This window comes from Clostridium disporicum (assembly GCF_001405015.1).
Lineage (GTDB): Bacteria > Bacillota > Clostridia > Clostridiales > Clostridiaceae > Clostridium > Clostridium disporicum_B.
On sequence record NZ_CYZX01000027.1, the window covers coordinates 15,882 to 39,267 of the forward strand.

General features: G+C 28.4%; 24 protein-coding genes. 21 read left to right on the plus strand and 3 right to left on the minus strand.

The annotated features are described in order from the left end of the window. Positions 1-2: 2 nt before the first annotated feature. Positions 3-863 (plus strand): Cof-type HAD-IIB family hydrolase, encoded by an 861-nt coding sequence (locus tag ARA56_RS14735; protein ID WP_055268093.1) that lies wholly within the window; start codon positions 3-5, stop codon positions 861-863. 277 nt (positions 864-1,140) lie between these two features. Here the strand turns inward: ARA56_RS14735 and ARA56_RS14740 are convergent, their stop codons facing one another. Both ARA56_RS14740 and ARA56_RS14745 read right to left on the minus strand, forming a co-directional pair. Then, entirely contained in the window at positions 1,141-1,989 is an 849-nt protein-coding gene (locus ARA56_RS14740; RefSeq protein WP_055268037.1) for a MurR/RpiR family transcriptional regulator, read from the minus strand. 10 nt (positions 1,990-1,999) lie between these two features. Further along, positions 2,000-2,893: an AraC family transcriptional regulator gene (locus ARA56_RS14745; protein ID WP_055268039.1), complete on the minus strand. Its 894-nt coding sequence runs from the start codon at positions 2,891-2,893 to the stop codon at positions 2,000-2,002. 138 nt (positions 2,894-3,031) lie between these two features. Between ARA56_RS14745 and ARA56_RS14750 the strand changes: the two genes are divergently transcribed. The 12 genes from ARA56_RS14750 to ARA56_RS14805 all read left to right on the plus strand — a co-directional run bounded on the left by ARA56_RS14750 (position 3,032) and on the right by ARA56_RS14805 (position 12,132). Next, entirely contained in the window at positions 3,032-4,213 is a 1,182-nt protein-coding gene (locus ARA56_RS14750) for an MFS transporter (protein WP_055268041.1), read from the plus strand. Between the two features lie 11 nt (positions 4,214-4,224). Beyond that, entirely contained in the window at positions 4,225-5,112 is an 888-nt protein-coding gene (locus ARA56_RS14755) for a PHP domain-containing protein (protein ID WP_055268043.1), read from the plus strand. A 239-nt stretch (positions 5,113-5,351) separates the two neighbouring features. Beyond that, entirely contained in the window at positions 5,352-6,050 is a 699-nt protein-coding gene (locus tag ARA56_RS14760) for a hypothetical protein (RefSeq protein ID WP_055268045.1), read from the plus strand. A gap of 190 nt (positions 6,051-6,240) precedes the next feature. Next, a complete protein-coding gene (locus ARA56_RS14765; RefSeq protein ID WP_055268047.1) occupies positions 6,241-6,492 on the plus strand; it encodes a kinase to dihydroxyacetone kinase in 252 nt (83 codons plus the stop codon). A 224-nt stretch (positions 6,493-6,716) separates the two neighbouring features. Continuing rightward, the gene (locus ARA56_RS14770; protein WP_055268049.1) at positions 6,717-7,253 is read left to right on the plus strand and encodes a UBA domain-containing protein; all 537 of its coding nucleotides are present in this window, start codon (positions 6,717-6,719) and stop codon (positions 7,251-7,253) included. Between the two features lie 267 nt (positions 7,254-7,520). Next, entirely contained in the window at positions 7,521-7,877 is a 357-nt protein-coding gene (locus tag ARA56_RS14775) for a nucleotidyltransferase domain-containing protein (protein WP_055268051.1), read from the plus strand. A gap of 1 nt (position 7,878) precedes the next feature. Beyond that, positions 7,879-8,265, plus strand: a complete 387-nt coding sequence (locus ARA56_RS14780; RefSeq protein ID WP_055268053.1) for a HEPN domain-containing protein — start codon at positions 7,879-7,881, stop codon at positions 8,263-8,265. A gap of 37 nt (positions 8,266-8,302) precedes the next feature. Continuing rightward, positions 8,303-8,716 carry a hypothetical protein gene (locus ARA56_RS14785; protein WP_055268055.1) on the plus strand — a complete coding sequence of 138 codons (414 nt, stop codon included), beginning with the start codon at positions 8,303-8,305 and terminating at the stop codon, positions 8,714-8,716. 169 nt (positions 8,717-8,885) lie between these two features. Further along, positions 8,886-9,431, plus strand: coding sequence for a DUF4342 domain-containing protein (locus ARA56_RS14790; RefSeq protein ID WP_055268057.1), 546 nt, complete (start codon positions 8,886-8,888; stop codon positions 9,429-9,431). Between the two features lie 12 nt (positions 9,432-9,443). Beyond that, on the plus strand, positions 9,444-10,121 hold the full coding sequence (locus ARA56_RS14795; RefSeq protein WP_055268059.1) for a response regulator transcription factor: 678 nt from the start codon (positions 9,444-9,446) through the stop codon (positions 10,119-10,121). Further along, the gene (locus ARA56_RS14800; RefSeq protein ID WP_055268061.1) at positions 10,114-11,370 is read left to right on the plus strand and encodes a sensor histidine kinase; all 1,257 of its coding nucleotides are present in this window, start codon (positions 10,114-10,116) and stop codon (positions 11,368-11,370) included. Before ARA56_RS14795 ends, ARA56_RS14800 begins: the two co-directional genes overlap by 8 nt. A 105-nt stretch (positions 11,371-11,475) precedes the next feature. Next, positions 11,476-12,132 (plus strand): hypothetical protein, encoded by a 657-nt coding sequence (locus tag ARA56_RS14805; RefSeq protein ID WP_055268063.1) that lies wholly within the window; start codon positions 11,476-11,478, stop codon positions 12,130-12,132. A gap of 102 nt (positions 12,133-12,234) precedes the next feature. On the opposite strand, the gene ARA56_RS14810 is transcribed toward ARA56_RS14805, so the two are convergent. After that, positions 12,235-12,894: an HAD family hydrolase gene (locus ARA56_RS14810; RefSeq protein ID WP_055268065.1), complete on the minus strand. Its 660-nt coding sequence runs from the start codon at positions 12,892-12,894 to the stop codon at positions 12,235-12,237. A gap of 233 nt (positions 12,895-13,127) precedes the next feature. Here ARA56_RS14810 and ARA56_RS14815 point away from each other — a divergent pair, with 233 nt between their 5' ends. The 8 genes from ARA56_RS14815 (at position 13,128) to cas5b (ending at position 23,361) form a co-directional block, all read left to right on the plus strand. Continuing rightward, a complete protein-coding gene (locus ARA56_RS14815) occupies positions 13,128-13,442 on the plus strand; it encodes a hypothetical protein (protein ID WP_055268067.1) in 315 nt (104 codons plus the stop codon). A gap of 355 nt (positions 13,443-13,797) precedes the next feature. Further along, the gene (locus tag ARA56_RS14820) at positions 13,798-14,343 is read left to right on the plus strand and encodes a DUF2815 family protein (protein WP_055268069.1); all 546 of its coding nucleotides are present in this window, start codon (positions 13,798-13,800) and stop codon (positions 14,341-14,343) included. Between the two features lie 14 nt (positions 14,344-14,357). Next, a complete protein-coding gene (locus ARA56_RS14825; protein ID WP_055268071.1) occupies positions 14,358-16,319 on the plus strand; it encodes a DNA polymerase in 1,962 nt (653 codons plus the stop codon). Positions 16,320-16,337: 18 nt separating this feature from the next. Further along, positions 16,338-18,713 carry a virulence-associated E family protein gene (locus ARA56_RS14830; protein ID WP_055268073.1) on the plus strand — a complete coding sequence of 792 codons (2,376 nt, stop codon included), beginning with the start codon at positions 16,338-16,340 and terminating at the stop codon, positions 18,711-18,713. A gap of 426 nt (positions 18,714-19,139) precedes the next feature. Continuing rightward, the gene (gene cas6 / locus ARA56_RS14835; protein WP_055268075.1) at positions 19,140-19,838 is read left to right on the plus strand and encodes a CRISPR-associated endoribonuclease Cas6; all 699 of its coding nucleotides are present in this window, start codon (positions 19,140-19,142) and stop codon (positions 19,836-19,838) included. A gap of 12 nt (positions 19,839-19,850) precedes the next feature. After that, complete coding sequence (locus tag ARA56_RS14840; RefSeq protein ID WP_055268077.1) at positions 19,851-21,647, plus strand: hypothetical protein; 1,797 nt, start codon at positions 19,851-19,853, stop codon at positions 21,645-21,647. Beyond that, positions 21,640-22,617, plus strand: a complete 978-nt coding sequence (locus tag ARA56_RS14845) for a type I CRISPR-associated protein Cas7 (RefSeq protein WP_055268079.1) — start codon at positions 21,640-21,642, stop codon at positions 22,615-22,617. Before ARA56_RS14840 ends, ARA56_RS14845 begins: the two co-directional genes overlap by 8 nt. Positions 22,618-22,620: 3 nt before the next feature. Beyond that, positions 22,621-23,361: a type I-B CRISPR-associated protein Cas5b gene (gene cas5b / locus ARA56_RS14850; protein WP_055268081.1), complete on the plus strand. Its 741-nt coding sequence runs from the start codon at positions 22,621-22,623 to the stop codon at positions 23,359-23,361. Positions 23,362-23,386 lie beyond the last annotated feature (25 nt).

A 23,386-nucleotide genomic window follows, 5' to 3' on the forward strand; every position in this document is an offset into this window, starting at 1 on the left:
ATATTATGAGTATAAAAGTAATAATAATGGACGTAGATGGAACATTAACTAATAGTAAAAAGGTAATTACAGAAAAAACTAAAGAAACTTTACTTAAAGCACAAGAAGCAGGGGCAAAATTAATACTAGCATCAGGGAGGCCTACATCAGGATTAATGGATTTTGCTAAAGAGCTAAAGATGGATAAACATAACGGTCTTTTAGTTTCTTTTAATGGAGCAAAGGTAGTAGATTGTGAGACTAATGAAGTTTTATTCAATCAAACTATGACCGTAGAAGAGGGACAAGCTGTTCTTGAGCATATGAAAAAATTTAAAGTTAAGCCTATGATTGATAAAGGCGATTATATGTATGTTAATGATGTTTTTGATAATGAGATAGAGGTTAATGGTAAACCATTTAATATAATTCAATACGAGTCTCGTGGAGGAAAGTTTAAATTATGTGAAAAAGCTGATTTAGCAGCATTTGCTGATTATCCACTAAATAAAATTTTAACTGCAGGAGAGGCAGATTATTTAGCAGAAAATTATAAAGCTATGATGGAGCCTTTTAAGGATAAATTAAGTTGTATGTTTACAGCACCATTCTATTTTGAATTTACTGCTAATGGAATTGATAAAGCTAAAGCTTTAGATACAGTCCTAATTCCAATGGGATATAAAAGAGAAGAAATGATTGCTTTTGGAGATGGGCATAACGATGCATCAATGGTTAAATATGCAGGAATCGGAGTTGCTATGGCAAATGCTGTAGAAGACTTAAAAGCTATAGCAGATGAAATAACTTCATCAAATGAAGAAGATGGAATAGCAGTATCATTACATGAGCATATGCCAGAACTTTGCTTAGTTAATAGCTAATACTGTAGAGTTAAGAATAAGATAAGTGCAAACGAAATAAAGTGCGAAGCTCTTTGGTGAAAGGTTTGACTTCGTCAAAGGGGAAAAGTCAGCTAAAGCTGAGGAGAAAATATTGACTATGGCAATAGGGAAAAGATCTCTAATGAGATAAAATGCTTTTCTCTGCTACTTATAGTAGCATTTTCCCCTTAACGTAGTTAACTTTTCCCCGCTACGTAGTACCCTTTCACTTCGACAGAGTCGACTTTTCACTAGCGAGACTTAGCTCGCACTTTATTTAGCTTTCTATCATTTTTTTATAATAATTTAATTTTTTTTCTAAGTTTTTATCATAGTCAGTTTTGAAGTAGCACGCAAATAGTATATCTAATATATAAAGCAATGATAATCTAGTTGAGAAAGATGATATTTTATTATAATGATTTTCGTTAGAACATAGATATAACTGATAATCGGCATATTCCTTAATTGGGCTATCTTCTGTCGATGATATCAATAATATTGGTGTTTTATTTCCTTTTAGAGTCTTAATAATCTTATTAACTAAAAGACCTCTACCACCAAATGAAATTACTATAGCTAGGTGATTTTCATCACTACATGAAGCTACTAATCTTTGGTTATATTCTTCTTCTGGCACATTTATTGTAATACCTATTTCTTGCATTTGAAATTTAAAGTTTTCAGCAAAAAATATATTACCTGCAGAAGTATAAACATCAATTTGTTTTGCTTTTTTCATGGCATTAACAGAAAGTCTTAATTGTTCTAGATTGAATAGATTAAATGTTGATAATAATGTTTGGTCATAATCTTCTCTTATCTTTGTAAGTATTTCATAGTGGCTTTGGTTCTGTTTAACAGGAAAGTCAAAATCAAAATCTTTATTTTCTTTTAGATAACTATTTATTGAGCCAGACATTTTAACTTTAAGGTCTGATAAACCTGATAGATTAAATTTTTGGCATAAACGATATAAAGTTGTTGTAGAGACAAAACATTCTTTGCAAATTTGCTCAGAGCTCATATTTAAAAAAGCATTAGGATTATCTAAGATAAAATCAACTATTTGCTTTTCGTTATTAGTTAAGTTTTTTGTGTTTCTTAATTGAGTAAAAATATTCATGAGATACCTCCTAAGCTTTATTAGTATTATTTTTTCTATACTGAGAAGGAGTACATCCTAGGTGTTTATGAAATATCTCAGTAAAGTAACTTGAACTATTAAAACCACATTTAAGTGCTATTTCTGTAATTGTATATGAAGTATTATTAAGTAATTTAATACTTTTATTTATACGATATTCTATAAGATAAGAAATAGGAGATTTATTTAATGTTGATTGAAAAATTTCGCAACAATTGCTACGGCATACATTTCCTGATGATGCAATTTCTTTTAATGTAATTTTATTTTTATAATTTCTCTGAATATATCCAACCATGTTATGTAGGGAATCTAAGTTTTTATCATAATAATATTCCTTAGAGTCTTTAGAGTTTTTTACATTATGATAAAGACAATAGAAGATTGAATATAAATTAGCCATAACTTGCAACTCGAAACCATCTTTTTTATCAGAACAAAATTCATGAATTTTAGTTAGTTTCTCTATAAAATCTTTTTGCCATCCAATAGATGAATCAAATATAAAAAATGGATGTGAAGTATCAGTGCATATTGGAATTATATATGAGTTTTTTATACTCTCTATATCTGAAAGAATTAATGGGTTGAATATTATACAAATAAAATCACAGTCAGAACCATCGCATGAATATCCATAATGCATTTGCGCAGAATTTACAAAGATAGCTTGACCTTTTTTCAATTCATAGCTTTTTCCATTAATGGAGTATGACATTTTGCCTTCTAAAATTACTATGAATTCTATATCATCATGCCAATGGTTAGGGGCAGCCATATTAGGATATTCTGAAAGTAGTGATTGTTTTGAAAGGATTGGAAATCCTTCAAAGTTATAAGTGATAACTTCTGAATTATCATTTAATAATTTCATTTCAATCATATAAACCTCCGATAAATAATAAAAAATACGATTGTTATAAAATATTAGTTAATTTTTATATTATATATCTATTATATGGAATATTATTATAATGTAAACAATGTTATAAAAAATAGATGAGAACAAGGGAGATTATATATGTTAACGGTATTATTAGTAATTATTTATATTGCATTTATTAGTTTAGGCCTACCAGATGCAATATTAGGATCAGCTTGGCCAACATTGCATCAAGATTTAGGAGTACCTATGTCCTATGCTGGAGTAGTTACTATGATAGTTGCTGGAGGAACTATAGTTTCAAGCTTTTTTAGTGGAAAGGTTATTAAAAAGTTTGGGACAGGAAAAGTAACTACATTTAGTGTATTTCTAACAGCAGCAGCTCTTTTAGGAATTTATTTTTCACCTAGTTTTATATGGATATGTATACTTGGAATACCACTAGGATTAGGAGCAGGAGCAGTAGATTCAGCATTAAATAACTTTGTAGCACTACGTTATGAAGCAAAGCATATGAACTGGCTTCATTGTTTCTGGGGGATAGGGGCTACAGCTGGACCATTCATCATGTCATTATATTTGTTAAAAGAAAATGGATGGAGATTAGGGTATCTAACTATAGGAATTATTCAAGCAGTATTAGTTATATGTTTATTTGCATCATTGCCATTATGGAAAAAGTTTGAGGTAAAGGATAATGATGATGAAGATACTCATGTAGAAGTAAAGGTGTCTACTTTAATAAAATTACCAGGAGCAAAACCAGCTCTTATATCATTTTTCTGCTATTGTGCAATAGAATTAACAACTGGATTATGGGCAAGTTCATTTCTTGTTGTTAATAATGGATTATCAGCAGAGAAGGCTGCAAAATGGGTATCATTATATTACTTAGGAATTACAGTTGGAAGGTTTTTATCAGGTTTTCTTGCTATTAAGCTAAATAATAAGCAAATGATAAGAATTGGAGAAGTTATATGTATTATTGGAGCTGTTTTACTTATGATGCCATTTTCTAATAGTCTACAATTATGTGGATTAATATTGATAGGACTTGGATGTGCACCAATATATCCTGCTATGCTCCATGAAACTCCTAATAGATTTGGTAAAGAATTATCTCAAGGAATAATGGGAATTCAAATGGCTACAGCTTATGTAGGAAGTACATTTGTACCACCGATATTTGGATTTTTATCTGGAGTTTTAGGGTTTAACATTTTACCATATTTCTTAATGATATTGATGATACTTATGTTAGCTACATCAGAAAGAGTTAGTAAGGTATGTAGATGTAGCGAAAATATACAAGAAGTATAAGAGGAGAAATTATGAGTTATATAGACTTACACATGCATTCAAATTATAGTGATGATGGGGAGTTTTCTCCACAAAAAATAGCAGAACTATGCTTAGAAAAGGGAGTAAAGTATTTTGCAATAGCAGACCATAATTCAACAAAAGGTGTAGCTGAAGCTAAAGAATATTGTGATGATAAAGATATTACAATAATTCCTGCAATAGAATTAGATTGTACTATTGATGGAGTGAATCTTCATCTTTTGGGATATAACGTAGATTACAAAAGTGATGATTTTAAAAGAATAGAAGAAAACATAATAGCTCAAGAGCAAGTGGCATCTAAAGAACGTATGAGATTAGTTAGAGAGCTAGGGATAAATTTTGAAGATTCAGTAATAGATGGATTGTCCAAAAACGGAGTAGTTAATGGAGAAATGATTGCTGAAGCTGCAATGCTTTTTGATAAAAATAAAGAAAATAAATTACTTAATCCATACTATGAAGGTGGACTGAGAAGTGATAATCCTTATGTTAATTTTTATTGGGATTACTGTTCACAAGGAAAACCTGCATATGCTGAAGTAAAATTTATTTCTCTGCAAGAAGCTATCAAAGTGGTAGAAGATAACGGAGGAATTCCAGTACTTGCTCATCCAGGCAATAATGTAAAAGAAAATAAAGATTTATTAGAAAAAATTATTAAAGCAGGAGTTAAAGGATTAGAGGTTTATAGTAGTTATCATAATGAAAAGCAAACAGCTTTTTATAAAGATTTTGCAATAAATAATAATTTGATTATGACATGTGGAAGTGATTTTCATGGTAAGACAAAACCAAGTATAAGTATTGGTGGAATAAGCTGTGAAGATAATGAAGAAAAAATAATAAATGAATTAAGTAAAAAATTCAAATTATAAAGCATACTAATTATATTTTTTTCATTTTAAAACTGTGTAGTTAATAAAAACTATGCAGTTTTTATTTATTACCAAAATTATGTAGTATAATATAAATAAGGTTGTTATGAGAAGTGATAAAGTGGGTGAATCTTATTTACGGGAAGCTTATGTGGAATTGGAGTAATAGGAGTTCTTGTTAATACATATTTTTTATTAAATAAAGTATATATTAATATGTTTTGATTGGGGGGAATTTTTTGAAAGAATTATCAAGTGGACAAAAAAGAATACTATGTTTTTGTGGTCTAGGAATAATGTTTATTTTTATGGGAAACAGTAATAACTCGCCAGAGGTATTTATTCGAAGGATATTTAAGCCTATTAGCGGAGAAAATTGGGTATTTTATTATTCAGGTTTTATAGTTATTGGAGGAATTTATTATTGTTTATATAAGCTTAATGAAATTAAAGAAAATAGATTAATTAGGACTCCCATTAGAAGGTTTATTTCAACTATTTTATTAATGAGTATTTTTCCTATGCTTTGGACAAACTGTACACAAGTTTACAAGGGATTTTATAAAGATTTAAATGCAATATATATTGATAGAGAAATTAGTTATATGAATTTTAATAAAGGAAATGGAACAGTAAGTATAGATGGAAGATTATACATAAAAAATTGCAACAATGAAACTCAAGAATTTTACATAAAAATTAAGACCCCATCATCAATAAAGTCAGATATAAAAGAAGACTACGTAACCTTACCTGAAAAATATATAGTACATCCAAAAGAGAATAAAACCATATATGTAAGTCAAGAATTACTAAGAACAGGGGAAAGTAATAATTCTACGTATATGATGAAGGGATTTGAATATATATTATTTAATGATAAAGATGAAGCTATTTTTGAGGGTTCAGTATCTGATTATAAATATGATGTTAGATAATTATATTATTAAAGTAAGTTTGTATGGAGAAAAATTATGGAGGAAAAATTAAAGTCAGTATGTTGGTTTTTTGCTGGTGTACTGTGTTATTTTATAGTAAGTAAAATAATAGAATTATATTGTATAATTAAATAAAAATAAAATAAAAGGGCATTGTATTGTAGATATGATGATAAAAGGAGTGTAGATTATGATTGAATATAAATTTGATACTCAATTATTAATAGAGGGGAATAACCTTTCAGAAGATGAAATTAACGATTATATTACAGCAAATATTGAAGGAGATTGTTTACTTGCTGTTGGTGATGATGAATTAATTAAGATTCATTTCCATACTAATACACCATGGAAGTTACTTGAATACTGTGCTTCATTAGGTGAAATATTTGATGTTGTTGTTGAAAATATGGAGCGACAAGCAAAAGGACTTAAGGGATAAAATAAATATATTGATTAATAACTAACTAACTGTATAGAAATTTATTCTATGCAGTTTTTATATTTACTATAGATTTATAGTAAAATTAATTTTTTAATCTAATTTTAATCTTTCTTATATTTAAGATTAATTTTCCAAAAGTATTATATAACCATAGTAAGAAACGGAAGCTCACTACTAAGATACATTTGTAGGAGCAACTTAATTTTTGGAGGTTATATATTATGGAAAGAAATGAAATGATCGAAGTATTAATGGGAAAAGCTAATGTAAGTAGAGAAGAAGCACAAGAGGTTTTAGAAATATGTAATTGGGACCTTTTAGATGCAATAATTTACCTAGAGAGAAGAGGAAAAGTAGAAAACAATGAAACTACTACAATAATCGAAGTAAAGGAAGAAGAGCAAGAGAAAAAGGAAGACCATAAAAAGCATGAAGAGAAGTTTGGTGGTATTGGTGAAGTTATCGGAAGAATGTTCAAATTTTTAGGTAAGTTTATAAAAAAGGGAAATGAAAATTTCTTTGAAATAAGAAAAGCTAATGAAAAACCAATAAGAATATCATTAACAATATCATTACTTTTATTAATATTCTTATCAGTGCCAACTATAGTATTATTAGTAGTAGGATTATTCTGTGGATATAAGTATTCAATATCAGGTCCAAGCATGAATTATGATGGAGTAAATACTGTTTTTGAAGAAGTATCAAAGTCAGCAGATACTATCAAAAAGGATTTTAAAGAAGGTTATGATAGTTAATATTTAAGAGTAAAAGAGTTGTGTTATACGACTCTTTTTTTATATATGAAATAATAATGTAATAGTAACTTTTGGAGGGATTTTCACGAAAGGAAGTATATCAGTTCATAATTTTTGAAAAGTAATATAAGACCGTGCGCTCAGAAGGTCATAATATAATATATTTTAGCCTTCGTGTTTATAAATAAATATTGCTGGTATATAATAAAAATAAGAAATATATGTAGTAAAGGATAGATTATTTATAAAATATATAGGTAGGAAAATATGAAAATAGATGTGGAATATTGCATTGAGAGTAATTTAAGAAGTGAAATAATTAAAGTTAAAAATGTTTGTATGGAGATATTAAATAACCCAGAAGTATATTTATTTGGTTCAATATCAAAAGGAATGTATAAAAAAAATAGTGATATAGATATACTGATTCTAATATCTGAAAATAAAGATTTAAAAGAATTACGTAATTTAAGACATAGCTTAGAGGATAAAATAGAAGAACTTAAGTTAAATCGTGACGTAGATATAAAATTATATAATAAGGATAGATATATTGAATTAACAAGAGACATAAGTTTTGAACAGGCTATATATAAAGATTTAATTGATATAAGGATGTGGTAATATGGTAAAAAGAGATATGTTTTACTTTGCAGATATTGATGAAAAATTTATAGATTCTACTAAAGATAGTATAGGGCTTGAAGATGGAGTTCTTGTACATTGTCAACAATGTATAGAGAAAAATTTAAAAGCAATAATACAAAAAAAATATGGAATGATTTCAAGAGAACATAACCTAGTAAAATTATTAGAGGTATTATATCTACAAGACTATAGTGAATTAAAAAAGTATAAAAGTTTATGTAGAGATTTAAAGGATTTTTATTTCAGTAGAAGATATGCTTCAGATGATTATGAAGTTTTAACCCATGAAGAATATCTGGAATATATAGATAAGTTTTATGAATTATTAAATGAGATAAAAGTAATTAGACAAGAGTTAGAATAATAAACTAATAGTATTATGGGTAAAAGGGTGTGTAAATTTGAAAAAATACTTAGCTATACTTACGTTAACTATAGTAGTATCTATTATTACAGGTTGTACAAGTAATAATGTAACTAAGGTAACTTACCATGGTGAAAGCCTTAATTGGGAATCAACGATGATTTTTGATGAAGAGGATAAGCAGAGCTTAAATATTAAATATTTAGGTGAAGAGCAATTTCCTATAGATGTTTCTTTTAATGCAGAGTTCTTATCTGGAAATGGTAGTGGTGGTTATATGGAGTATGGAGAGTTAGCAAATGATGTATTTGGAGGATTCACCTTTGAGAATGATTATGATAAAAAGATACATGGTGATGTATCAAAGTATGGAAATAAAGATTCGTTAGAAGTTTTTATTAAGTGGAATGATAAAGAAGAAACTATTGTACTAAATAAGGTAGAAAAGTGATATGTTTTTATGAGGAATAAGTGTAAAGCTTGTTCCTTTATTTTTAGGTAAAATGATATATAGTAGACTTTAACATTATATGGGAAATTTATGGTATATGATATAATTAAGTGAGATTCTTCAAGATACCAAATCAGGGATTTGGACTTTCAGTTATGGAGGAGTGTTTGTGGACAAATTAAAATTAGTAGATAGATTAAGGGAGAAAGCTAATATAAGTTATGAAGAAGCTAAGATAGCTTTAGAAAATAGTAATTGGGATATATTAGAGGCTATGCTTTACTTAGAGAAGCATGGAAAAGTAAACAGTCCTTCTGTTAGTATATTTTATTCAAATGAGTATAGCGAGAGTTATACTGAACATGAGGAAACTCATAATAATGATGATAATATAAATAGTGATAACTCTAAAAGCAAAGATAATTTTGAAGGAATTTTTGAAGCGATATGCAAGGTTATAGACACTGGAAATAATATATTTCTTCAAGTTAAAAAAAGTAATAGAGTATTAGTAAAGATACCACTTACGGTTGTGGTTGTACTTTTATTTTTTGCATTTTGGGTGATAATACCTTTAATTATAGTAGCATTATTCTTTGATATAGAAATTTCACTTTCATCAAAAAGATTTGATACTGATAAAATAGATAAGGTTAATGAAGCTTTTAGATATTTATTAAAAGTAGCTCAAGATATAAAAAAGAAGTTTAAATAGAGAGGTTTATATATGGTTAAGGTTTTAATTGTTGAAGATGAAGAAAAAATAGCAAGATTTATAGAGTTAGAATTAATGCATGAAGGTTATAAAGTAATAAAAGCAAACAATGGTAGGACAGGGCTTGAAATTGCTGAAAGTGGGGAAGCTGACCTTGTAATATTAGATGTTATGCTTCCAGAGATAAATGGACTTGAAGTATTAAGAAGGCTTAGAAGAACTTCTGATGTTCCTGTAATAATGTTAACTGCAAGAGATGCTGTTATGGATAAAGTATCAGGACTTGATGCAGGAGCAGATGATTATGTAACAAAGCCTTTTGCAATAGAAGAACTACTTGCAAGAATAAGAACAGCCCTTAAAAAGAGAGTAGTTACTGTTAAAAAAGAAGATATATTAAGGTGTGGATTATTAACTTTAGATAAGATGAAACATAAGGTAACTTATGATAATACAGAGGTTGAATTAACTAATAGAGAATTTACTTTGCTTCAAATATTGATGGAAAATAAAAATATAGTTTTAACTAGAGATGTACTTATAGAAAAAATATGTGGTTATGATTATGTTGGAGAAACTAATGTGATAGATGTTTATGTAAGATTTTTAAGAACAAAGATTGATGATGCTTTTAAGACTAAAATAATAACTACAGTACGTGGTGTAGGATATGTAATTAAAGATGAATAAAGTTAAGAAAAATAAAAATGTTACATCTATTGCAATAAAACTTAATGCCATATCTGTAAGAGACTTATTTTTGAAGTTTCTTATACTTAATGCATGCTTAATGTTTGTATTAATAGTTATTTGGTGTATGGATTCTGAAAAGAGCTTTTTTGGAGAGGTAGTACAAAATGCACAAAGACATATTGATTTTTATCCTATAGAAACAGCTACTTACACAGTAATTTGGGACAATGGAAAAACCTTAGTTAAAGATGCTAGTAACTTTTTATATACTGTAAGAAAAATATTTATAGTATTAGTAATAATTCAGGGAATATTTTTAGTAGAAGAAATAATATTTGGTACAGCAAGAGTTAGAAAGAGATTAAAGCCACTTAATGATATAGCAGAAACAGCAAGCAGGCTTAGTAATATGGCTTTTGATGAAGAAAAATTCCACAGTCTTGAGGATGCTATAGCCAATATAAGTCCAGTAACATCAGATGAAAGAATACATATTGGAGATAGTGAGCTTCAAGGGTTAGAAGATGCAATAAATAAATTATTAGATAGAATGAGAGATTCTTATAGGCAACAGGCAAGGTTTGTTTCCGATGCATCTCATGAACTTAGAACTCCTATATCTGTAATTCAAGGCTATGCAAATATGTTAGACCGTTGGGGAAAAAATGATGAAGAAGTATTAGAAGAATCTATTACGGCAATAAAGTCTGAATCAGAAAATATGAAAAATCTAGTTGAGCAGCTATTATTCCTAGCTAGAGGTATTAATGGAAAAACTCAGCTTACAATGACAGAATTCTTACTTAATGATATGATAAGTGAAGTATTTGAAGAATCCAAAATGATAGATGAAAATCATATATATACTTACATTAATTCAGAAAATATAAGTATTAAAGGTGATATAGGATTACTTAAGCAGACAGCAAGGATATTAGTTGAAAATGCAGCTAAATATACAGAGTCTGGTGAAGAGATAATGCTTAAAGTAGGAAGAAATCATAAAGGAGAACCTTATTTTTCTGTTCAAGATAATGGAATAGGAATAGATGCAGAGGATGTACCCCATATATTCGAACGTTTCTTTAGAGCTGACACAGCAAGAGTTAGGAAAAATGGAGGTACAGGTCTTGGGTTATCTATAGCAAAATGGATTATTGATAATCATAAGGGATACTTTAGTGTTTTAAGTAGAAAAGAAATAGGAACAAGAGTAACAGTATACTTACCACAAATTTATAGTTAAATTTAGAACTGTATAGAAGTAATTTCTATACAGTTTTGACTTTAAATTAATTTAGAGTAGAATTATATATAGGGACAAAATTAAAATTAAAAGGGGACTTATATTATGAAAAAGATTATTATTTCTTTATTAGTTTCTACAATGTTTTTAACTGCCTGTTCTTTAAAAGATTCTGATGGTAAATCAGGACAAAATAATAAGGGAGATAAAGAAATTACTGAAAGTAGTAATGACACTAACGAGGAAAAAGACGTTACAAAAAATACAGAAGATAATAAAGATAATAATACAACTGGGAATTACGATAATGATTCTGATAATAATAGTTCAATTGAGTCTTCAAATAATACTTCTGGAGAAAGTCAATCACCTTCAGATGATAGTATAAATAAAGAGAATATTAGCGAGAAAGTTAAAGATTATATTATTAATGGACAAGGCGATAAGCCAGAAGCTGAAAAATATAAATGGAGTACAAGATTTTTAAATGAAGTTAATATAGCAACTTTGTATGATGATTATATAGCAGCAGGTGGAAATTCAAGTGATATAGAAGAGTTTGCTAAATATATTACACTAAACGCACCTATATTAAGCAACTGGGAAGCGCTATTTAAAGAAGATTTAAAAGATACCTATGGAGAAGATGTTGTTAAATTAGAACATTTAGAAGGAGATTTATATCAAGTTTATGTAAATAAGGATGGTTCAGAAGTTCCATTTGTTGTAGTTTCAGCAAGAACAGGTTATTTCCACGGATAAAGCATACTTATTATAATAAAGAAAGATATCTCATAGATTGTAAAAACATTTATGAGATATCTTTTATTAATATGTATATTATTCAACTATTAAGTAAGATAATTATAAGCTTAGAAGTAATGAGTGAAGCTCCTTAACATCTTTAACTATATAATTTGCACCACTATTAGATAGTTCATCATATGAGCCATATCCATGTAAAACTCCGATAGATTCAATGTTTAAAGCTTTTGCACCAATAACATCATGCTCTCTATCACCAATCATGATTATTTCTGAAACTTCAGTTATACCTTGTTGCTCTAAGGCATAGCTAATTACATCAGCTTTTTTTGTTCTAGTATTATCAAGATTACTTCCTGCAATAAAATCAAAATACTTTTTAAGATTAAAATGCTCAAGAATCTTTTCAGCAAAAACTGTTGGTTTAGAAGTAGCTATTATTAAAGACTTATTTTTTTCTTTTAACGAGATAAGCATATCTTCAAAGTTTTCATAAACTGTATTTTCATAAAGTCCTTTAGTTGAAAAATACTCTCTATAGTAAGTGATAGCATTTAATGCATCTTCTTCAGTAAAGTTATAAAAATTCATAAATGAATCTTTTAATGGAGGTCCTATAAATTTGCAAAGTTCATTTAAGTCTTCTACTTCAATATCGAATTTATTTAATGCATATTGAACTGATTTTGTTATTCCTATCATTGGATCTGTAACAGTTCCATCTAAGTCAAATAAAATATATTTTTTTATGATAATCATCCCCCTAAAAAAATTGATGGTTAATAATTTAGTATAAGTTTACCACAGGTAGATAGAGTTTTTAAGGAGACATTTATTTGCTTTGGTAAAAATTTCTTTATATAAACTTATTTTTATGTATAATTAAATCTGAAGGTATTTTGGGAGATAGTATTATTGAGAATTTATGTACGAAGAAAAAAGTACATGATTAATGAGAATTATAAATATAGGGGAACAGTGGAGGCGATTTTATGATTTGTCCAGAATGCAATTCAAAATTTAAGTTAAGAAATAGAATAAAATCAATGGTAAGAAAATACGGGAAAATAGAGTGTAGCAAGTGTAAAAGCATATTTAGGGAAGAAAGAAATTTAGGAACGGTAAACACTTCAATATCTATGGGATTGATAGTGCTTTTATGCAATAGCATAAATTTATTGATAGGTGGATTATTAAAGAATAAATTTGTAGCTATTTCAATAGCTATATTTGCAGCATTAATAGTAGTTCCACCTGTTATGTTTTTAGCACAAAGTTGGACTAACTATAAAAAGATTGAGGAGTAGTACAGGATTTATATAAATGTAAATTTTAAAGTGTTTAATGCAAATGAGTTAATAAATAAATATATGAAATAAGAGTATGGGTTAAAAGAATTGCTAAATAATTAAATTATTATAGAGGAAAGCACTATCATTTTTATGATATGTGCTTTTTCTTTTTGCTAGAGATTATTATTTTTTAATAAATAAATACTTAAAATTTATAAGAAAAATATTTTTACAAATAAATTAAAAAAATAATAAAAAATCTGTAAAATAGAATAATTCTATCATATGTAATTAGTGAGGGCATTTTTAAATAGTGAATGCCATTTAAATAAATAGATTTAAATTAATTAATAAAAGGGGAGAGTGTAATATGAAAAATAAAAAATGGGTTAATAAGGTAATAACAGGGGAGGTTAGATTCTCGTATGTAAATATTTTTGAACCTAGGTCTATTAATGGTGAAAATGAGAAGTATAGTTTATCTCTTATAATTCCAAAGTCTGATGAAAAGACAATACTTGAAATTGAAGAAGCTATTTTTGAATCGGAAGAAAATGGAAGAAAAAGGTTTGGGCTTATAGAATCTAAAAAGTTAAGAACACCTTTAAGAGATGGTGATGTGGAAAAGCCAGGTAATCCTGTGTATAAAAATAGCTTTTTTATAAATGCAAAAAGTACTATAAAACCACAGATTGTTGATATTAATATAGATGAAATTAAAGATAAAGCTGAAGTCTATAGTGGATGTTATGGAAGAGTTAGTTTATCTTTTTATCCATATCAATTTAATAATAATGCAGGTGTAGCTTGTAGTTTAGGTAATGTCCAAAAGTTATCTGATGGTGAGCGATTAGATTTAAGTACTACTGCAAAAGATGATTTTAAAGCCTATGATGTAGATGGATTTTTTAGTTAGGGGGAAGAGGTAGTATGAGAATTTTATCTATAGATATAGAAACCTATTCTGATGTTGATTTAATAAAAAGTGGTGTATATCCTTACACCGCTTCTTCAAATTTTGAGATTCTTTTATTTGCATATGCCTTTGATGATGAAGAGGTAAAGATAATAGATTTAGCTAATAGGGAAAAGATACCTACTAATATCTTAGAGGCTATTGAAGATGAAAATATAATCAAAACTGCCTTTAATGCAAACTTTGAAAGAGTATGTTTAGGTAGATTTCTTAATAAGAGTTTATCATCTAAGTCTTGGAGATGTACAGCAGTACATGCACTTTCTTTAGGTTTACCATCATCTTTAGAATCAGTAGCCGAAATGCTAAATTTAGAGCAACAAAAGATGAAGGAGGGGAAAGCGCTTATAAAATATTTTTCAGTTCCTTGTACTATTAAAAATGATAAAAGTCAGTATAGCTTTGAAGGGCAGATAGGTAAATTAATGAGAAATTATCCTAAGGATTCTTTAGAAAAGTGGGAGCTTTTTAAGAAATACTGTATTAAGGATGTAGAAGTTGAGAGAGCTATAAGAAAGAAGCTTGAAAGATTTCCTATTATAGAAAATGAACATAAGCTTTATGTTTTAGACCAAGAGATTAATGATAGAGGTATTTATATAGATATGGAGCTTGTTACTAAAGCTATAAGCTGTGATGAGCTTTATAAAAATAAGTGCTTGAATGAAGCTAAGAATATTACTGGACTTAGTAATCCTAATTCAGTTACTCAGCTTAAAAAGTGGTTATATGAAAAGGGAATTGAAATAAAGTCATTATCAAAAGGTAATATAAAAAAGATATTAGAAGATTGCGATGATGATGTAAGAGAATTATTAGAACTTAGACTAAAATTATCAAAGACTTCTGTTAGAAAATATGAAGCTATACAAAGATTTATATCTAAAGATTTTAGAGTTAGAGGATTGTTTAAGTTTTATGGTGCAAACAGAACTGGAAGATGGGCAGGGAAGCTTGTTCAGGTTCATAATCTTCCTCAAAATCATCTAGAAGATATGGATTCAGCTCGTAATTTAGTCAAAGAAGGAGACTTTGCAAAACTAGAAGATAAATTTAATAGTATACCACAATTATTATCAGAGCTAATCAGAAGTGCATTCATCCCAAAGAAGGGTGCTAGATTTATTATTGCTGACTTTTCTGCTATAGAAGCGAGAATACTTGCATATATTGCAGGTGAAAAGTGGAGAATTGATGTATTTAAATCACATGGAAAGATATATGAAGCTAGTGCTAGTAAGCTTTTCAAAGTACCTATAGAGATGATAACTAAAGAGTCGAACCTTAGAGTAAAGGGTAAAGTTGCGGAATTAGCTCTTGGATACGGGGGAGGAGTAGGAGCACTTAAAGCTATGGGAGCTCTTGAGATGGAAATTGAAGAAGATGAACTTCAAGACCTAGTAAATAAATGGAGATTGTCAAACTCTAATATAGGTAGACTGTGGTGGGCGATACATAAAGCTGCTATAAATGCTTTAAAGACTAGAGAAGTCAATATAGTTGGGTATATAAAAATATATTATCAAGGGGACATAATGTTTATTACATTGCCTAGTGGTAGAAAACTATCATATGTTAAACCAAGGATAGAAAAGAATAAATATGGTGGAGATTCAATTACCTATGAAGGAGTTAGCGTAGCTAAAAAGTGGGAAAGAATCGAAACATATGGACCAAAGCTTGTAGAAAACATAGTACAAGCAATAGCAAGAGATATACTTGGTGAAGCTATGATTAGATTAAGAGATAAAGCTTATGACATAGTAATGCATGTCCATGATGAAATAATAATAGAAGCAAAAGAAGGACAAGGTTCCTTAAAAGAAGTTATAAAAATAATGACAGAAACTCCTATCTGGGCAAGAGGACTACCACTTGATGCAGAAGGTTTTGAAAGTAACTATTACAAAAAGTAAAGAGAGGATTGATTATTTATGATTATAGCTATTGGTAATTCAAGAAGAGATAAAGCTTTTAAGATTGTAGATGTAACTTGGGAGCAGTTTTTGAATAAAGTGTCTAATACAATAAGAACTGTTGAGACTGTAGATGAATATGGCAAAATGAATAAAGCTAAAAAGGATGATATAAAAGACGTTGGAGGCTTTGTAGGAGGGAAGCTTAAAGATGGAAGACGTAGCAAAGATTCTGTTGAGTTTAGGTCTATGTTAACCCTTGATTTAGATTATGCAGAAAATGATTTATGGGAGCAGGTAACAAAAAGATTTAAGTTTGCTTGCTGCATTTATTCAACTCATAAGCATAAAAGAGACAAGAATAGATTACGACTTATAATACCTTTAAGTAGAAATGTAAATGCTGATGAATATACAGCAATAGGGAGACTTATATCTTCAGATATTGGAATAGAGCAATTTGATGATTCAACATACGAACCAGCAAGACTTATGTATTGGCCATCAACCTCCAGTAATGGTGAGTTTATATTTGAAAAGCAGGATGGAGAGTTTTTAAATCCAGATTCTATACTTTCAAGATATGAAGATTATAGAGATAGCAGTAAATGGCCCATATCATCAAGACAAAATAAAGTAATCAAAAATAACATTTCACACCAAATGCAGGCTTTAGCCAAACAATCAAATCCATTAGAAAAAGAAGGCTTGATAGGTGCTTTCTGTAGAGCATATACTATGGAAGAAGCCATCGATAAATTTTTAAACCACATCTATAAACCAAGTCTAATAAAAGGCAGATATGACTATGTTGAAGCAGACTCAACATCAGGCTTAGTCATTTATGAAGATAAATTTGCCTATTCACATCATGCTACAGATAAGGCTGCAAATGTTCTTTGCAACGCCTTTGATCTAGTAAGAATCCACAAGTTTTCAGAGTTAGATGTAAATATTGATGAAGATACAAGAACTTCAAGATTACCTTCATTTAAAGCAATGCGTAAATTTTGTACTAAAGATGAATTAGTACAAAAACAAATTACTAATGAAAAGATGAAAGATATAGGACAAGAGTTTGGAGAGCTTGAAGATAATGATAATAAACTAGAAATTGATTTAACAGGTGAGATAAAAGATACGTTAAATAATATAGTTAAAATATTAAGAAATGATAAAAACTTACATGGAATAGCTTATAACAAACATAAAGATATGTTGGATGTAAAAGGTAAATTACCTTGGATTAGATTAAAGGAGGGGTGGAACGATTCAGATTTAGCTTCATTAAAAATATATTTAGAAAAAAAATATAATATATGGTCTCCAGCAAAATTAAAAGATGCTTTATTAGCTGTAGCAACAGAAAGAGCATTTCATCCTGTAATAGATTATTTAGAAAATTTAGAAGAGTGGGATGGAAAAGAAAGATTAGAAACACTATTAATAAAATATTTAGGGGCAGAGGACAATGCCTATACGAGGGAGGTTACTAGAAAAACATTAGTTGCAGCTATTGCTAGAGTGTACGAACCAGGAGTTAAATTTGATTCTGTACTTATTTTAAATGGTAAACAAGGAATGGGAAAAAGCACATTATTCTCAAAGCTTGGTGGTAAGTGGTTTTCTGATAATTTAACTTTAGAAGATATGAAAGATAAAACAGCTGCCGAGAAATTACAAGGTTTTTGGATTATGGAGCTTGGAGAACTAGCTGGTATGAGAAAAGCTGAAGTAGAAAATGTAAAATCATTTATAACAAGAACAGATGATAAATATAGAGCAAGTTATGGAGTAAATGTAGAAAGCCATCCAAGACAATGCATTATTGTAGGTACTACAAATAATAAAGGAGGTTTTTTACGAGATGTTACTGGTAATCGTAGATTTTGGCCAGTTACAGTGGATCCAGATAAAGCGTTAAGTTCACCTTGGGACTTAGAAGATGTAGATAAAATATGGGCTGAAGCTTTATATGTTTATAAACAAGGAGAGGAACTATATCTAAAAGGAGAGGTGTTAGAAATAGCATCTAAAGAACAAAGTGAAGCTATGGAAAGTGACGATAGAGAGGGGCTTGTGAGAGAGTATTTAAATAAACTACTTCCTAATAATTGGAGTAGTATGAACTTATATGAAAGAAGGAAATTTCTTAATGGAGATGACTTGGCAGGAGGACAAGTTGGAACGGAAAAACGAAAAGCTGTTTGTTCTATGGAAATATGGTGCGAATGTTTTGGAAAAGATGCCTCCAGTCTTAAAAAATCAGATTCATATGAGATAACAGCAATAATGTCTAAGATAGAAGGTTGGGAACTTTATTCAGGGAATAAAACCAATACTATGAGATTTCCTATATATAATAAACAAAGAGCATTTGTGAGAGTGGAATGAGCATAGGAATGAGGTAGGAATGAGTTTAAAAATAAAAAAATATAAATATAAGAAAGTTAATAAGCCAAAGAAAAATTGGAATGAGCGGAATGAGAATTACGGTTATTCCAGTTATCATTCCTATGTAAACAAATGATATTACTAGTTTATAGCCGTTTGGAATGAGTGGAATGAGAATTATATATGAATTAAAAAATATATGATACTAGTAAATATGCGTACACGTACATACACTTAGGAGTTTTAAAGTAGTTTATTCAATAACTCATTCCACTTGTTTTCTGAATTAGAAAGCTTAGTGCTTAAGAGGATTAGAATTAATTCATAATAAGTAAAACTATAAAAATTAATAGACAAAATATTCTGAACATAAATGGTAAAAATAAACATTAATGTGGTAAAATATAGAAGGAGGTGTAAATTTATATGGAATTTAGAGTTTATGAGATTTCGGTTAAGAATTATCTGTTAAAAAATATAGATAAAAATAATATGTTTCAAGCTATATCAGAAGTTATAGATTCAACTCTAAGCAGAAATGAAGAGTTTTTAGAGTTTCATAATAAAAATTGTTACAAAAATTATTGTAATAATGGATTTTATCCATTAGAAACTGATGGAATTTATAAAGAAGACAATATATATACATTTCAAATAAGAACTATAGATGAAGATTTAGCAAAATATCTTATTAAAAATTTAGCTAATACTTCAACTAAATTTATTAAAGTGTTAAAGACTGATATTAAAATCATAAGTAGAAAGCATATAGATAAGGTATTTTCAATTACTCCGATAGTTATTAAAGATAGTACTGGCTATTGGAAAGGAAATATTAGCTTAGATGAATTTGAAAATAGGATTAAGACTAACTTGATAAAAAAATATAATAGCTTTACTGGTGATAAGATAGATGAAGATTTTGAGTTTTACACAAGATTTGAGTTTAAAAATAATAAGCCAATAGCAGTTAACTATAAAAATATTAAGTTACTAGGCGATAAGATTCAACTGAATATTGCAGATGATGAAATATCTCAAACTATAGCCTATATAGCTTTGGGAACAGGTTTAGGTGAGAATAATTCTAGGGGAGCTGGATTTATAGGATTTAGGTGGTTATAGGGAGGTGAAATATTGTTAAAGGAAAGTTTAGAAGTTTTTAAAGAGCAACTAGATAAACATGGAGATAAACTCATATTAGATAATTATACTCCTGCAGATGGAACTTATCTGATAATAGGAACTGATAAAGATGAATTTTATATTAAAGATGAACCTATAAAAGTTAAATTTGATAAAAAAAATAGAAAACTTAATTTGTCAGAAGTTAAGTTAAAGGATATAAGAATATATGATTACAACAGTACTCTAATTACAATGAATAAGCCAATTGACGGTAAAAAGATAATACACAGTAATAATTATTTATCATTTTTTATAAAGAAAGATAAGTTTCCTACAGCAAATGATAAAGATAAAAAGCTTACTAATGAAATAATAGATGGATATTATGAGATATTAGCTAATCCATATCTAAAATATAAGTCAGGAAAACCTAAAGAGATATATAAAGAAGTCGAAGAAGAAATTGGTGAAGTAAATATTGAGTTACTTAATAAGATAAAGGAATGGATAAAAGAAAATATTTTTGACTTAGGAAGTGAATATCCAGGTAAAGATTATTTAAAAATATTTTTTGAATATCCAATAGAAGATTATCAAAGAGAAAATAAAAGATATATAATTCCTAATATCTATAATAAAAATGATTATAATGAGAAAATTGATAACGTTTTATATGGATTACCTAATGATAATATGGGATTAAATTCAAAAAAACCTTATTTAGAAAATAAGACTAGAAAGGTAAAAGTTCCTTACCTCATTGATAGTAATGAAGTTTTATTACAAAAAAAGTTTTTTGATTATCTAATGAATTTCACGGCAGAAGGAAAACTTAATGTGTACATTGATGATGAAGAAATTGATCCTAAGAAGAATGGAGAGCTTCCAGACCAAGGATTTACTGGTAGTTTCTTTAGAATAAAAAAAGGAATGGAATTAGAAATTCAAAACTATGATAAGATAGTTGGATATTCTGATGTTTTAAATAAAGAATTAGTATTTGAAAACGTATTAGGGGTAAAGGAGTCAGCAGATGATGGTTTTGAATATGGATCATTTAGAAAGAAAGTAGATATTCAAAAAATACTTGATAATATATTCTTTTCAAAATTCTTAATAAACAATTATTTTACTGATGCTGGAGATATATCAATAAAAGATAATAATCAAAAGAAAAATTTATTGATATCAAGAGAAGCTATTTTTAATTGGTTATATAAGGATGGATTAAAGGAAAATAAAAAATCAAATGAAATAGGATATTTATTAGGTAAGGTATCTGTAAGTTTAGTAAAAGGGTCAATAGAAAATGGCTATATACAAAAAGCGAGCAAACAGTTTAATTTAAGATGTGCATTTAAAGGATATTTTGAGGGAGGAAAGAGTATGGCAGATATAATCAAGGATGTGAAAGATAATTTAAGAAATAAGGTAAATGCTGAAAAAGTTACTGAAAGCATTTCTGAAGATAATGAATACTATTTTGCAATAGGTCAATTAGTAAGTTATTTTATATCAAAGAGTAAAGGTCTTAAGAGACCATACCATTTAGTAAGGCCATTTATTAATACAAATAATAATGAAGTAATAAAAAATAACTTAAGCAAGTTATATAAAAAGTATAGCTATGATCCTAAATTATATTCACCAAGGTTTAGAAATTTATATGCTATGGTTTTATCTTATACACCTGAAAATAAGGTAAATCAAGATATGATTATGGCAGGATTTCTGCACAGTAGTTTAATTTATGAAAGTAATGAAGATGAGATAATTGAGAATATGGAGGTTCAAGGTAATGAATAAGAGAGTATATGGAGTAATTGGAATATCATCAAAGATGGCTAACTGGAATGCTGATTTTACAGGATATCCAAAAACAACATCTAATGGAGAGGTTTTTGGAAGTGATAAAGCTTTAAAATATCCTATGAAAAAGATGTGGGATGAGAATGGAGAAAAAGTTCTTTATATAAAATCTATGAAATTAAGCCAAAAGGAAGATAAGAAAAAAGGCACGGTAGAATCAATATTAGTACCAAGAACTTTAAAAGAAAGATATGAACAAATATTTTCGGTAGAAGATTTAAAGAAGACAAAAGATACAGCAGAAGTATTAAAAAATTTATTTAACTCTATAGATGTAAAAAACTTTGGTGCAACATTTGCTGAAGAAGGAAATAATATATCAATTACAGGGGCTGTACAAATAGGGCAAGGATTAAATAAGTATGAAGATACAGCAGCAGATGAGCAGCAAATATTATCGCCATTTAGAGATGGAAAAGACTTAGAGAAGAAGCAAAAGAAAGACGAAGATGCAGAAGAAGCGAAAAATTCAACTCTTGGAACAAAGATTGTAAGTACAGAAGCTCATTATTTCTATCCATTTTCAATAAATCCATTAGCATATAAAGAATATAAGGAGCTAGGAGTAACTGAAGGTTATACTGAAGATGATTATAAGAAGTTTAAGAATGCTGCTTTGGTATCAGCTACATCATATGCAACTAATGCCAAGATAGGCTGTGAAAATGAATTTGCATTATTCGTAGAAACAGAACAAGACTTATATTTACCTAACCTTTCTCAATATATTAATTTTGAAAAAGGTGTAGATAAGGATGTTATAGAAATTAAATGTGGAGAGCTTTTAGGTAAGTTAGGTAATAAAATTAAAAGTATTGAAGTTTATTATAATCCATATACAACAGAAATTGAATCAGATATTGAAGGAGCTAAGCTTTTAGATATATTTACACAAACAGAGGTATAAGATATGAAGGTTCTAAAATTTAGATTATATGGAGATAATGCTTTCTTTAAAAAGCCAGATGTAAATACTTATTTATATTTTACTTATTCAAATATTCATAAAGTGGCTTTGCTTGGAATATTAGGAGCGATAGTAGGATATAAAGGCTATAACCAAATGAGTAAAACTGATAAATATCCTGAATTTTATGAAAAGCTAAAAGATATAAAAGTTGCCATAGAACCTGAAGAAGGCTCAAGAGGAGATTTCTATAAGAAGGTTCAGGTATTTAATAATTCAATTGGATATTATAATAAAGATAAGGATGAAAGGCCTTGTAATTTAATAGTAAAAGAGCAGTGGCTTGAAAAACCCTCTTGGAATATATATGTCTTGGTAGACTCAAAAGATACTGAAAAAATTTGCGATTATATAACAAATTATAAAAGTATATTTATACCGTACTTAGGCAAAAACGACCATATAGCTAATATAGATGAAATAGAGATATATGAATCAGAAAAAGCTGCTGATGAAATAGAAAGTATAGATTCTTTATGTCCTAAATCTTATGTGAATTTTGGTGATAGTGTAGCTGATATGAATTATATGCCATATAAGTACAAAGAAAATTTACCTATAAGACTTAATGAAAAAACTAATATGTATGAATATGAAACATTTATATATACCAATATGGAAATTGACGATATAAATACAGATGAAATTTATACTGTAGGTAATAAAAATATAGCATTTTTCTAAGGAGGGGTTAACCCTCCTTACATTA